Below are 13,863 nucleotides of genomic sequence, written 5' to 3'. Positions count from 1 at the left end.
GTGCTAAAAAATTTTGGAGGGGTTCCCGAGTGGCCAAAGGGAGCAGACTGTAAATCTGCCGGCTCCGCCTTCGATGGTTCGAATCCGTCCCCCTCCACCATATTCTTTAGGAAATAGCTCACAGAGTTACTACGTGTTGCGGGCATCGTATAATGGCTATTACCTCAGCCTTCCAAGCTGATGATGCGGGTTCGATTCCCGCTGCCCGCTCCAACTCATTATGAGTGCTGATATAGCTCAGGTGGTAGAGCGCATCCTTGGTAAGGATGAGGTCGGCAGTTCGAGTCTGCCTATCAGCACCAGCTCTGTAAGCAATTATTTCCTTTTGATACTTTCTTCTAACTAAACTATGTTTAGTGATTGAGAGTAAGTTAACTACCAAAGATTTGGTTGCGTGGTCATCAAAGCCACCTTAAATCCGTACCTAGAGGGACAACTCATGTCTAAAGAAAAATTTGAACGTACGAAACCGCACGTAAACGTTGGTACTATCGGCCACGTTGACCACGGTAAAACAACTCTAACTGCAGCTATCTGTACTACTCTTTCAAAAGTATACGGCGGTGAAGCGAAAGACTTCGCATCAATCGATAACGCTCCAGAAGAGCGTGAGCGCGGTATCACAATCGCAACTTCACACGTAGAATACGATACTCCAACTCGTCACTACGCACACGTAGACTGCCCAGGACACGCTGACTATGTTAAAAACATGATCACTGGTGCTGCGCAGATGGACGGTGGTATCCTTGTAGTAGCTGCGACTGATGGCCCAATGCCACAGACTCGTGAGCACATCCTACTAGGCCGTCAGGTTGGTATCCCATACATCATCGTATTCATGAACAAATGTGACATGGTTGACGATGAAGAACTACTAGAACTAGTAGAAATGGAAGTTCGTGAGCTTCTATCTGAGTACGACTTCCCAGGTGATGACCTACCAGTAATCCAGGGTTCAGCTCTAGGCGCACTAAACGGCGAGAAAGAGTGGGAAGACAAAGTAGTAGAGCTTGCAGAAGCACTAGACTCTTACATCCCAGAGCCAGAGCGTGCTGTAGACCAGCCGTTCCTAATGCCAATCGAAGACGTATTCTCAATCCAGGGTCGTGGTACAGTAGTAACTGGCCGTATCGAGCGTGGTATCCTAAACGTAGGTGACGAAGTAGAAATCGTTGGTATCAAAGAAACTGTTACAACTACATGTACTGGTGTAGAGATGTTCCGTAAGCTGCTTGACGAAGGTCGTGCGGGTGAGAACGTTGGTGCACTACTACGTGGTACTAAGCGTGATGAAGTTGAGCGTGGTCAGGTTCTAGCTGCACCAGGTTCTATCAACCCTCACACTAAGTTTGAGTCAGAAGTATACGTACTATCTAAAGATGAAGGTGGTCGTCACACACCATTCTTCAAAGGCTACCGTCCACAGTTCTACTTCCGTACAACTGACGTAACTGGTGACATCCAGCTACCAGAAGGCGTAGAAATGGTAATGCCAGGTGACAACGTACAGATGACTGTAGAGCTAATCGCACCAATCGCGATGGACGAAGGTCTACGCTTCGCAATCCGTGAAGGTGGCCGTACAGTAGGTGCTGGTGTTGTTGCTAAAATCTTTGATTAAGATTTGACTAACAGCTAGTAAAAAGGGCATCATTTGATGCCCTTTTTCTTCACTGTTTTAAATTGAATACATGCATTTTGTGTATCTCAATGAAAAGTAAAGAATTTTTAATTGAGAGTAATCTTGATTAGCATGAATACGTTGATAGTTGAGTCGCGTATTTAGAATGAGCCCTGCAACAGCGGGGTTGTTGTCGTCTATATTTAAGACTTGGACAGGTTAGTTTTATGAAAGCAAATGCTGAAGCGCCTGACAGCTCAAATGCAGCAGATATTTTTAAATGGATTGTTGCTTTTGCTCTAGCTGCCGCCGCTGTTGTTGGTAATCACCTCTACGGTGAAATGTCTGTTGTTATTCGAGCAGCTGCGGCTGTTGTATTAATTGCTGCTGCACTTGGTGTTGCTGCTACAACAACAAAAGGTAAGCAAGCGATTAACTTTGCACGCGAATCCCGTATGGAAGTTCGTAAAGTGGTTTGGCCTACACGTCAAGAAACCATGCAAACAACTTTAATCGTTTTGGCTGTAAGTATTGTTATGGCTCTGGTTCTATGGGGCATTGACGGCATTATGGTTCGTCTTGTTGCCTTTGCAACTGGGGTGTGAGGGTTCTAATTCATGAGTGAAGCTCCAAAAAAACGCTGGTATGTGGTTCAGGCCTTTTCTGGTTTTGAAGGTCGTGTAGCTCAGTCTCTTCGTGAGCATATCAAAATGCACGCTATGGAAGAGCTGTTTGGTGAAGTTCTGGTTCCTACTGAAGAAGTAGTTGAAATGCGCGCCGGTCAACGCCGCAAGAGTGAGCGCAAGTTCTTCCCAGGATACGTTCTGGTTCAGATGATCATGAACGATGAATCATGGCACTTAGTACGTAGTGTTCCACGTGTTATGGGCTTCATCGGCGGTACATCAGATCGTCCAGCACCTATCACAGATAAAGAAGCTGACGCGATTCTTAACCGTCTTGAGCAAGCGAGCGAAGCGCCACGTCCACGTACTATGTACGAAGCGGGTGAAGTTGTTCGTGTTAACGACGGTCCGTTTGCAGACTTCAACGGTACAGTTGAAGAAGTTGACTATGAGAAGAGCCGCCTGAAAGTGTCTGTATCGATCTTTGGTCGTGCAACACCGGTTGAGCTTGAATTTGGTCAGGTTGAAAAACTTGATTAAAAAAACACCTTTTTAGGGTTGTATAAGGCGCGAATTATGAATATAATTTCGCGCCTTTTTACAGTTAGCGCTGTAAAAAGAAGAATTATTTAACCGGGGAGCTGATCAGCAGATTAGCGTTACTACCCAAACTTAGGAAATATCATGGCTAAGAAAGTTGAAGCTTATATCAAGCTGCAAGTTGCAGCGGGTATGGCTAACCCAAGTCCACCAGTTGGTCCTGCTCTAGGTCAGCACGGTGTGAACATCATGGAATTCTGTAAAGCGTTCAACGCAAAAACAGAATCTGTTGAGAAAGGTCTTCCAATCCCAGTTGTAATCGCTGTTTACAACGACCGTTCTTTCACTTTTGAAACTAAGACTCCACCTGCAGCAGTTCTTCTTAAGAAAGCAGCTGGTATCAAGTCTGGTTCAGGTCGTCCAAACACTGAAAAAGTTGGTACTGTAACTGACGCTCAGCTACAGGAAATCGCAGAAACTAAAGCTGCTGATATGACTGGTGCTGACGTTGAAGCGATGAAGCGTTCTATCGCAGGTACTGCTCGTTCAATGGGCCTAGTGGTAGAGGGTTAAGATCATGGCAAAACTTACTAAGCGTATGCGCGTAATCCGCGAAAAAGTTGACGTAACTAAAGAGTACGAAATCAACGAAGCTATCGCTCTTCTTAAAGAACTAGCAACTGCTAAGTTTGTAGAAAGTGTTGATGTTGCTGTAAACCTAGGTATTGATGCACGTAAATCTGACCAGAACGTACGTGGCGCAACAGTTCTTCCTCACGGTACAGGTCGCGAAATCCGCGTTGCTGTATTTACTCAAGGTGCTAACGCTGAAGCTGCTAAAGAAGCTGGTGCTGACATCGTAGGTATGGAAGATCTAGCTGCTGCTGTTAAGAAAGGCGAAATGAACTTCGACGTAGTTGTTGCTTCTCCAGATGCAATGCGTGTTGTTGGTCAGCTTGGTACTATTCTTGGTCCACGTGGCCTTATGCCAAACCCTAAAGTTGGTACTGTAACTCCTAACGTTGCTGAAGCGGTTAAGAACGCTAAAGCTGGTCAGGTTCGTTACCGTAACGACAAGAACGGCATCGTACACACTACTATCGGTAAAGCTAACTTTGAAGCTGCTCAACTACAAGAGAACCTAGAAGCTCTTCTAGTAGCAATCAAGAAAGCTAAGCCATCTTCAGCGAAAGGTACTTTCCTGAAGAAAGTAAGCATCTCTACAACTATGGGTGCTGGTGTTGCTGTTGATCAGGGTAGCCTGAACACTCAAGCAAGCTAATTTGCAAAGGTGCGAAATTAGTGTATAATTTCGCGCCTAAATATTTGTGGTTGGGACTGTCGTCACATTTTAAATGAGATGGACAGTCTCCGTCCAAGACCGTAGGCGTTCCGATTCTTTTTAGGTTGAGGAACTTAATAAAACCTACGTAGACGGTGCCCGAACTGACAGAAAGCCGAACTATTTTAGATTGTCTTTCTTCTGGGAATGCACCGTATGAACTCCCTCTATTTTTAAAGCGAAATAGTGGGTGGTGTAACGACAACCAGGAGTAAATCCAAGATGGCTTTAAATCTTCAAGACAAAAAAGCAATTGTTGCTGAAGTCAACGAAGCTGCCAGTGGTGCACTTTCTGCAGTTGTTGCTGACTCTCGTGGCGTTGAAGTAGGCGCAATGACTTCTCTACGTAAACAAGCTCGTGAAGCTGGTGTTTACGTGAAAGTTGTTCGTAACACACTTGCACGCCGCGCTGTAGAAGGCACAGACTACGAATGTCTAAAAGACCAATTCGTAGGTCCAACTTTGATCGCATTCTCTAACGAGCACCCAGGTGCTGCTGCGCGTATCTTTAAAGATTTCGCGAAAGAGAACAAAGAATTTGAGATCAGAGCTGCTGCATTTGAAGGCGCTATTACTGACGCTGAAGTACTAGCAACTCTACCAACTTACGACGAAGCTATCGCACGCCTAATGATGTGCATGAAAGAAGCTTCTGCTGGCAAGCTGGTACGTACTATCGCTGCACTACGCGATCAGAAAGAAGAAGCTGCGGCATAAGCCTTGCTTTTTACTGGTTGCTTAATAAACTAATTGTTGACTTAAAAGAGAATTGTTATGTCTATTACTAACGAACAAATCCTAGACGCAGTTGCAGAAATGTCTGTAATGCAAGTTGTAGAGCTTATCGAAGCTATGGAAGAAAAATTCGGCGTTTCTGCTGCAGCAGCTGTTGTTGCTGGCGGCGCTGCTGGCGGTGAAGCTGCAGAAGAGAAAACTGAATTTGACGTAATCCTAACTGCTGTTGGCGGTAACAAAGTTGCTGTAATCAAAGCGGTACGTGGCGCTACAGGCCTAGGTCTGAAAGAAGCTAAAGGTCTAGTTGACGGCGCTCCAGCTCCTCTGAAAGAAGCTATCGCTAAAGACGAAGCTGAAGCTCTTAAAGCACAGCTAGAAGAAGCTGGTGCTACTGTTGAAATTAAGTAATTATTACTTAATTTCTTAGCCGAATAGGCTAATGGCTGGTGGTTTAATGACCACCGGCCTTTTTGCGCTGTAGGGCGAGGACGAAATTTCCGCTGTTTAGTCGTCCATGCTCATGCAAAAAACCACTAAGTCTGATCTATAGGGCTTAGGGTCTACAGTAAACAGTCGTTAGTCACTGCCCCTCTCATAGGAATGGGTAGTTTGGGTCACTTATCAGCGAGCTGAGGAACCCCATGGTTTACTCTTATACCGAGAAAAAGCGCATCCGAAAGGACTTTGGTACTCGTCCACAAGTGTTGGACATTCCATATCTGCTGTCAATCCAGCTCGATTCGTTCGACAAATTCATCGAACAGGATCCTGAGGGACAATACGGTCTTGAAGCTGCTTTCCGTTCTGTATTTCCAATTCAGAGCTATAACGGCAATTCCGAGCTGCAATACGTTAGCTACCGTCTTGGTGAGCCAGTTTTTGACGTTAAAGAATGTCAAATCCGTGGTGTAACTTATTCAAAACCACTACGCGTAAAACTACGCCTTGTTGTTTTTGATAAAGATGCACCAGCAGGTACAGTAAAAGACATTAAAGAACAAGAAGTCTACATGGGTGAGATTCCACTCATGACAGACAATGGTACCTTCGTAATCAATGGTACCGAGAGGGTTATCGTATCCCAGCTGCATCGAAGCCCAGGCGTGTTCTTCGACAGCGATAAGGGTAAAACCCACTCTTCAGGTAAAGTTTTATATAACGCACGTGTTATCCCTTACCGTGGCTCATGGTTAGACTTTGAGTTCGATCCTAAGGATAACCTATACGTACGTATCGACCGCCGTCGTAAGCTTCCTGCTTCAATCATCCTGCGTGCTCTTAGCAAGACTACTGATGAGATCCTGGATATCTTCTTCGAGAAAGTGAATTTCGAAGTTAAAGACCAGACTCTGATGATGGAACTTGTTCCTGAGCGTCTACGTGGTGAAACAGCTACTTTTGATATCATAGCTGAAGGCAAAACTTACGTTGAAACAGGTCGTCGTGTTACGGCTCGCCACATCCGTCAGCTTGAAAAAGATGGCGTTGAGTTCATCGAAGTACCAGTTGAGTACATCGTAGGTAAAGTTTCTTCTAAAGATTACATCAACGAAGAAACTGGCGAGATCATCGTAGCTGCTAACCAGGAAATTTCTCTGGAAGCACTGGCGAACCTATCTCAGGCAGGTCACAAGAATCTGCAGGTGCTGTTCACCAACGATCTGGACCACGGTCCATTCATGTCAGATACACTACGTATCGATAGCACAACAGACCGTATCTCTGCGCTAGTTGAAATCTACCGCATGATGCGTCCTGGTGAGCCACCAACAAAAGAAGCGGCAGAAGCGCTATTCGAAAGCTTGTTCTTCTCTGAGGAACGTTACGACCTATCTACTGTTGGTCGTATGAAGTTCAACAGCTCTATCATGCGCGAAGATGCAGGTGATCAAGGTATTCTTGATGAAACTGACATTATCGAAGTCATGAAGAAGCTTATCGCTATCCGTAACGGTAAAGGTGAAGTGGATGATATCGACCACCTTGGTAATCGTCGTATCCGTAGCGTAGGTGAAATGGCTGAAAACCAGTTCCGTGTAGGTCTGGTTCGTGTTGAGCGTGCTGTAAAAGAGCGTCTAAGCCTTGGTGATCTTGACAATATCATGCCTCAGGATCTTATCAACGCTAAGCCTATTTCTGCTGCCGTTAAAGAATTCTTCGGTTCTTCACAGCTTTCACAGTTTATGGACCAGAACAACCCACTTTCAGAAGTAACGCACAAGCGTCGTATTTCTGCATTGGGTCCTGGTGGTCTGACTCGTGAACGTGCTGGCTTCGAAGTTCGAGACGTACACGTAACTCACTACGGCCGTCTATGTCCTATCGAAACACCTGAAGGTCCGAACATCGGTCTGATTAACTCACTTTCTGCGTTTGCTCGTTGTAACGAGTATGGTTTCCTAGAGACTCCATACCGTCGCGTTGTAGATGGTGTTGTAACTGATGAAGTAGATTACCTATCTGCTATCGAAGAAGGTCAGTTCATCATCGCTCAGGCGAACTCTGCTTTGACAGGGGAAGGTTCTTTCGAAGAAGAACTGGTAACTGCTCGTCAGAAAGGTGAATCTGGTCTGCACCCACGCGATCAAGTTAACTACATGGACGTTGCAACCAACCAGGTTGTATCTGTCGCTGCATCTCTAATTCCATTCCTAGAGCACGATGATGCGAACCGTGCATTGATGGGTGCGAACATGCAACGTCAGGCCGTTCCAACACTACGAGCTGATAAGCCTCTTGTAGGTACTGGTATCGAGCGTAACGTAGCAGTTGACTCTGGTGTTACAGCAGTAGCAAAACGTGGTGGTTCAGTTCAGTCTGTAGACGCTTCTCGTATCGTAGTTAAGGTTAACGAAGATGAGTTGGTTCCTGGCGAAGCTGGTATCGACATCTACAACCTGACTAAGTACACGCGTTCAAACCAGAATACATGTATTAACCAGCGCCCAACAGTACTACCTGGTGAGCCTGTAGCTAAAGGTGACGTTCTAGCGGACGGTCCTTCTACAGACCTTGGTGAACTGGCGCTTGGTCAGAACATCCGCCTGGCATTCATGCCTTGGAATGGTTACAACTTCGAGGATTCAATCCTTGTATCTGAGCGTGTTGTTCAGGAAGACCGTTTCACAACGATCCACATTCAGGAACTATCTTGTGTTGCTCGTGACACTAAACTGGGTTCTGAAGAGATCACTGCGGATATTCCAAACGTAGGTGAATCTGCTCTGTCTAAACTGGACGAGTCAGGTATCGTTTACATTGGTGCTGAAGTTAAGGGTGGCGACATCCTAGTTGGTAAGGTAACACCTAAAGGTGAAACTCAGCTAACACCTGAAGAGAAGCTACTACGTGCTATCTTTGGTGAAAAAGCATCTGATGTGAAAGATACTTCACTGCGTGTACCAAACTCTGTTTCAGGTACTATCATCGACGTTCAAGTCTTCACTCGCGATGGCGTAGAGAAAGACAAGCGTGCGCTTGAAATTGAACAGATGCAGCTGAAAGAAGCGAAGAAAGACCTTACAGAAGAGTTTGAAATTCTGGAAGGTGGTCTGCTTAACCGTGTTAAAGCAGTTCTTATTTCTGGCGGTTACTCTGAAGCACAACTTGACTCTATCGGCCGTAAGAAGTGGCTAGAGCAGTCTCTTGCAGATGACGAACTACAAGCACAGCTTGAGCAGCTTGCAGAGCAGTGGGACGAGCTGAAAGCTGACTTCGATAAGAAGTTCGAGAACAAGCGTCGTAAGATCACTCAGGGTGATGACTTAGCACCTGGTGTACTGAAGATCGTTAAGGTTTACCTAGCGGTTAAACGTCGTATCCAGCCTGGTGATAAGATGGCGGGTCGTCACGGTAACAAAGGTGTAATCTCTAAGATCAACCCTGTTGAAGACATGCCTTACGATGAGAAAGGTCAGCCTGTAGACATCGTACTTAACCCACTGGGTGTACCGTCTCGTATGAACATCGGTCAGATTCTTGAAGTTCACATGGGTCTGGCTGCGAAAGGTATCGGTGACAAGATTAACCAGATGGTTAAGGAACAGCAGGAGCTGCATAAGTTCCGTGAATTCCTACAGAAGGTTTACGATCTTGGTGATACCCGTCAGAAAGTTGATGTTGCAGCTCTGTCTGATGACGAAGTACGTACACTGATTAAGAACCTGCGTGGTGGTCTACCTATCGCTACTCCAGTATTTGATGGTGCTCCAGAAGAGTCTATCAAAGAGCTGTTGAAGCTTGGTGATCTGCCTGAGTCTGGTCAGCTAACGCTATTTGATGGCCGTACTGGTGATGCGTTTGAGCGTCCTGTAACTGTTGGTTACATGTACATGCTTAAGCTGAACCACCTAGTTGATGACAAGATGCACGCACGTTCAACCGGCTCTTACAGCCTGGTAACTCAGCAGCCACTTGGTGGTAAAGCTCAGTTCGGTGGTCAGCGTTTCGGTGAGATGGAAGTATGGGCACTAGAAGCATACGGTGCTGCTTACACTCTACAGGAAATGCTAACTGTTAAGTCCGATGACGTGAATGGCCGTACTAAGATGTATAAGAACATCGTAGATGGTAACCACTCAATGGAACCTGGTATGCCAGAATCGTTCAACGTACTGTTGAAAGAGATTCGCTCGCTAGGTATCAACATCGAGCTAGAAGACGAAGAGTAATCCTTACGGATTATCGGTAGAAAGGCGCTCTAGCGCGGGCGCCTTTTAACTCCTCACAGGAGCTGATTGTGAAAGACTTATTAAACTTTCTAAAAGCACAGCATAAGACCGAAGAATTTGATGCAATCAAAATCGGTCTTTCTTCACCAGACATGATCCGTTCATGGTCTTTTGGTGAAGTTAAAAAACCTGAAACGATCAACTATCGTACGTTCAAACCAGAACGCGATGGTCTGTTCTGTGCGCGTATCTTTGGCCCGGTTAAAGACTACGAATGTCTTTGTGGTAAGTACAAGCGCCTGAAGCACCGTGGTGTTATCTGTGAAAAGTGTGGCGTAGAAGTTACACAAACTAAAGTTCGTCGTGACCGCATGGGCCACATCGAACTAGCATCACCAGTTGCACACATCTGGTTCCTAAAATCACTGCCGTCTCGTATCGGTCTGTTAATGGATATCCCTCTACGTGATATCGAACGCGTACTTTACTTTGAAATGTACGTAGTAACAGAACCTGGTATGACAGACCTAGAAAAATCTCAGATGCTTACTGAAGAAGAGTATCTGGATCGTCTGGAAGAGTGGGGTGATGAGTTCACTGCGAAAATGGGTGCAGAAGCGATCAAAGATCTGCTTTCCACTATGGACATGCACGCAGAAGCTGAACAAATGCGCGAAGAGCTTGAGTCTACTAACTCAGAAACTAAGCGTAAGAAGATCACTAAGCGTCTGAAGCTTGTTGAAGCGTTTATCTCATCTGGTAACAACCCAGAGTGGATGATCCTTACTGTGCTTCCGGTACTTCCGCCAGATCTACGTCCTCTAGTACCACTAGATGGCGGTCGCTTTGCGACTTCTGATCTGAACGACCTATACCGTCGCGTGATCAACCGTAACAACCGTTTGAAGCGTCTTCTAGAGCTAGCTGCTCCGGACATCATCGTACGTAACGAAAAGCGTATGCTGCAAGAGTCTGTTGATGCACTTCTAGATAACGGTCGTCGCGGTCGTGCGATCACGGGTTCTAACAAGCGTCCTCTGAAATCTCTTGCTGATATGATCAAGGGTAAGCAGGGTCGTTTCCGTCAGAACCTACTAGGTAAGCGTGTAGACTACTCTGGCCGTTCTGTAATCACAGTAGGTCCATACCTTCGTCTGCACCAGTGTGGTCTTCCTAAGAAGATGGCACTTGAGCTATTTAAACCATTCATCTACAGCAAGCTAGAAACTCGTGGCATGGCGACGACAATCAAAGCAGCTAAGAAGATGGTAGAGCGCGAAGAAGCTATCGTTTGGGATATCCTGGACGAAGTAATCCGCGAACACCCAGTACTATTGAACCGTGCACCGACACTTCACCGTCTAGGTATCCAGGCGTTCGAACCAGTACTGATCGAAGGTAAAGCAATCCAGCTACACCCACTAGTGTGTGCTGCGTATAACGCCGACTTCGATGGTGACCAGATGGCGGTACACGTACCTCTAACTCTGGAAGCTCAGCTTGAAGCTCGTACACTGATGATGTCGACGAACAACATTCTGTCGCCAGCGTCAGGTGATCCGATCATCGTACCTTCTCAGGACGTTGTATTGGGTCTTTACTACATGACTCGTGACAAGATCAACGTGAAAGGTGAAGGTATGTACCTTGCTGGCCCTGAAGAGGCTGAGAAGGCATACCGTACTAAGACTGCTGAGCTACACGCTCGCGTTAAAGTACGTATCACTGAAACGATCCGCGACGAAGATGGTGAAGAGACAACTGAAACTAAGCTAGTTGATACGACTATTGGTCGTGCAATGCTTTGGCAGATCGTTCCTTCAGGTCTACCGTTTGCTCTGGTAAACCAGAAGCTAGGTAAGAAGCAGATCTCTACACTTCTTAACGAAGCGTACCGTAAGCTTGGTCTTAAGGACACAGTAATCTTTGCTGACCAAATCATGTACGCTGGTTTCGCATACGCGGCACTTTCTGGTGTATCTGTTGGTATCGACGATATGGTTGTGCCAGACGCTAAGTACACTGAGATCGCAGAGGCGGAAGAAGAAGTACGTGAAATCCAGGATCAGTTCCAGTCAGGTCTGGTAACTGCTGGTGAGCGATACAACAAAGTTATCGATATCTGGGCATCTACCAACGATCGTGTAGCGAAAGCGATGATGGATAACTTGTCTTCTGAAACTGTTGTTAACCGCGACGGTGATGAAGAACAGCAAGAGTCTTTCAACAGCATCTACATGATGGCCGACTCCGGTGCTCGTGGTTCTGCTGCGCAGATTCGTCAGCTAGCTGGTATGCGTGGTCTGATGGCACGTCCAGATGGTTCAATCATCGAGACGCCAATCACCGCGAACTTTAAAGAAGGTCTGAACGTACTTCAGTACTTTATCTCAACGCACGGTGCTCGTAAGGGTCTTGCGGATACCGCACTTAAGACAGCGAACTCCGGTTACCTAACTCGTCGTCTAGTAGACGTTGCACAGGACGTTGTTGTTACTGAACACGACTGTGGCACTCACGAAGGTGTCGATATGATGCCTCATATCGAGGGTGGTGACGTTAAAGTACCACTAACTGAGCTGGCGCTTGGTCGTGTAGTTGCTGAAGACGTACTTAAGCCGGGTACAGAAGATGTTCTTATTCCACGTAACACCCTGATCGATGAGAAGTGGTGTCAAATCATGGAAGAGAACTCTGTAGACAGCATGAAGGTTCGTTCTGTTGTTACATGTGACTCTGACTTTGGTTGTTGTGCACAGTGTTACGGTCGTGACCTTGCTCGCGGTCACCTTGTTAACCAGGGTGAAGCAGTAGGTGTTATCGCAGCACAGTCAATCGGTGAACCAGGTACACAGCTTACCATGCGTACGTTCCACATCGGTGGTGCGGCATCGACAGCGGCGGCAGAGAACAGCATTCAGGCTAAGAACACCGGTTCTATCAAGCTACACAATGCTAAGTTCGTAACCAACAAAGATGGCAAGCTAGTTATCACTTCTCGTGCATCTGAAATGACCATCATTGATGAGTTCGGTCGTACGAAAGAGAAGCATAAACTACCTTACGGTTCGATGCTGAACAAAGGTCATGACGACGCAGTTGAAGCTGGTGAAACAGTGGCAAACTGGGAAGCGCACACCATGCCAATCATCACTGAAGTGGCAGGTCGCATCCAGTACGTAGACATGATCGATGGTGTTACTGTTTCTCGCCAGACGGATGATCTAACAGGTCTTTCTTCAAGTGAAGTAACAGAAGCAGCAGCTCGTCCTGCAGCAGGTAAAGATATGCGTCCAGCTATCAAACTTGTTGATGCAGCAGGCAAAGACGTAATGATCCCTGGTACTGATATGCCAGCTCACTACTTCCTACCTGGTAAGGCGATTGTAAACATCGAAGATGGTGCTGAAGTTGGTATCGGTGACACGCTAGCTCGTATTCCTCAGAAGTCTGGCGGTAACAAAGATATCACCGGTGGTCTTCCACGAGTTGCTGACCTGTTTGAAGCTCGTAAGCCTAAAGAGCCTGCGATCCTTGCTGAGCACACAGGTACTGTAAGCTTCGGTAAAGAGACTAAAGGTAAGCGTCGTCTGGTAATCACTCGCGAGGGTGGTGATACTTACGAAGAGATGATTCCTAAGCATCGTCAGCTTAACGTGTTCGAAGGTGAGAAGATCGAACGCGGTGATGTAATTGCTGATGGTCCGGAAACACCGCATGACATCCTACGTCTACGTGGTATCCATGCTGTAACTTCTTACATTGCTAACGAAGTTCAGGAAGTTTACCGCCTGCAGGGTGTAAAGATTAACGATAAGCACATCGAAACTATCGTTCGTCAGATGCTACGTAAGTGTACTATCACATTTGCTGGTGACTCTGAGTTCTTACCTGGTGAACAGGTTGAGTACGCTCAGGTTAAGATTGCTAACCGTGTTCTTGAAGCTGAAGGCAAAGAGCCTGCACGCTTCGAACGTGAGCTTCTTGGTATCACTAAAGCATCTCTTGCAACTGAGTCGTTCATCTCAGCAGCATCGTTCCAGGAGACAACTCGCGTACTAACAGAAGCTGCGGTTTCTGGTAAGCGTGATGAGCTACGTGGTCTGAAAGAGAACGTAATCGTTGGTCGTCTAATCCCGGCTGGTACTGGTTTTGCGTACCACCAGGATCGTCAGGCTAAGCGTGAAGAGCAGCTAGAAGGTCCGTCAGCTGAACAAGCGACAGACAACCTGGCAGCACTGCTTAACGCAGGTTTCTCTTCTGATGAGTAATCGCGAAAGCTAATAAGAAAAGGCACCGGTTTCGGTGCCTTTTTTGTATATAGAA

9 protein-coding genes and 3 tRNA genes are annotated in these 13,863 nt (G+C 46.4%); all 12 read left to right on the top strand.

Annotated features, from left to right (window positions below; all coding sequences use genetic code 11):
* Positions 1-15: 15 nt before the first annotated feature.
* The 12 genes from SNR28_RS25645 to rpoC all read left to right on the top strand — a co-directional run bounded on the left by SNR28_RS25645 (position 16) and on the right by rpoC (position 13,808).
* A tRNA-Tyr gene (locus tag SNR28_RS25645) sits at positions 16-100 on the top strand.
* A 38-nt stretch (positions 101-138) separates the two neighbouring features.
* A tRNA-Gly gene (locus SNR28_RS25640) sits at positions 139-213 on the top strand.
* Between the two features lie 13 nt (positions 214-226).
* Positions 227-302 (top strand) — tRNA-Thr (locus SNR28_RS25635).
* A gap of 137 nt (positions 303-439) precedes the next feature.
* Complete coding sequence (gene tuf / locus SNR28_RS25630) at positions 440-1,624, top strand: elongation factor Tu (RefSeq protein WP_375751777.1); 1,185 nt, start codon at positions 440-442, stop codon at positions 1,622-1,624.
* A 227-nt stretch (positions 1,625-1,851) separates the two neighbouring features.
* The gene (secE, locus tag SNR28_RS25625; protein WP_375751775.1) at positions 1,852-2,229 is read left to right on the top strand and encodes a preprotein translocase subunit SecE; all 378 of its coding nucleotides are present in this window, start codon (positions 1,852-1,854) and stop codon (positions 2,227-2,229) included.
* A gap of 12 nt (positions 2,230-2,241) precedes the next feature.
* The gene (gene nusG, locus SNR28_RS25620; protein ID WP_277821362.1) at positions 2,242-2,790 is read left to right on the top strand and encodes a transcription termination/antitermination protein NusG; all 549 of its coding nucleotides are present in this window, start codon (positions 2,242-2,244) and stop codon (positions 2,788-2,790) included.
* A 144-nt stretch (positions 2,791-2,934) separates the two neighbouring features.
* Positions 2,935-3,363 (top strand): 50S ribosomal protein L11, encoded by a 429-nt coding sequence (gene rplK / locus SNR28_RS25615; RefSeq protein ID WP_275130538.1) that lies wholly within the window; start codon positions 2,935-2,937, stop codon positions 3,361-3,363.
* 4 nt (positions 3,364-3,367) lie between these two features.
* The gene (rplA, locus tag SNR28_RS25610) at positions 3,368-4,072 is read left to right on the top strand and encodes a 50S ribosomal protein L1 (RefSeq protein ID WP_375751773.1); all 705 of its coding nucleotides are present in this window, start codon (positions 3,368-3,370) and stop codon (positions 4,070-4,072) included.
* Between the two features lie 282 nt (positions 4,073-4,354).
* Positions 4,355-4,849 (top strand): 50S ribosomal protein L10, encoded by a 495-nt coding sequence (rplJ, locus tag SNR28_RS25605; RefSeq protein WP_277821363.1) that lies wholly within the window; start codon positions 4,355-4,357, stop codon positions 4,847-4,849.
* Between the two features lie 57 nt (positions 4,850-4,906).
* Entirely contained in the window at positions 4,907-5,275 is a 369-nt protein-coding gene (rplL, locus tag SNR28_RS25600; RefSeq protein WP_375751772.1) for a 50S ribosomal protein L7/L12, read from the top strand.
* A gap of 233 nt (positions 5,276-5,508) precedes the next feature.
* Entirely contained in the window at positions 5,509-9,537 is a 4,029-nt protein-coding gene (gene rpoB / locus SNR28_RS25595) for a DNA-directed RNA polymerase subunit beta (protein WP_375751771.1), read from the top strand.
* A 68-nt stretch (positions 9,538-9,605) separates the two neighbouring features.
* Complete coding sequence (gene rpoC / locus SNR28_RS25590; RefSeq protein WP_375751770.1) at positions 9,606-13,808, top strand: DNA-directed RNA polymerase subunit beta'; 4,203 nt, start codon at positions 9,606-9,608, stop codon at positions 13,806-13,808.
* The last annotated feature ends 55 nt before the right edge of the window (positions 13,809-13,863 follow it).

The sequence above is a fragment of the Vibrio iocasae genome, assembly GCF_042245395.1.
Lineage (GTDB): Bacteria > Pseudomonadota > Gammaproteobacteria > Enterobacterales > Vibrionaceae > Vibrio > Vibrio iocasae.
Note: the sequence above shows the minus strand (reverse complement) of the source record. Positions and strands in the feature narration are given on the sequence as shown.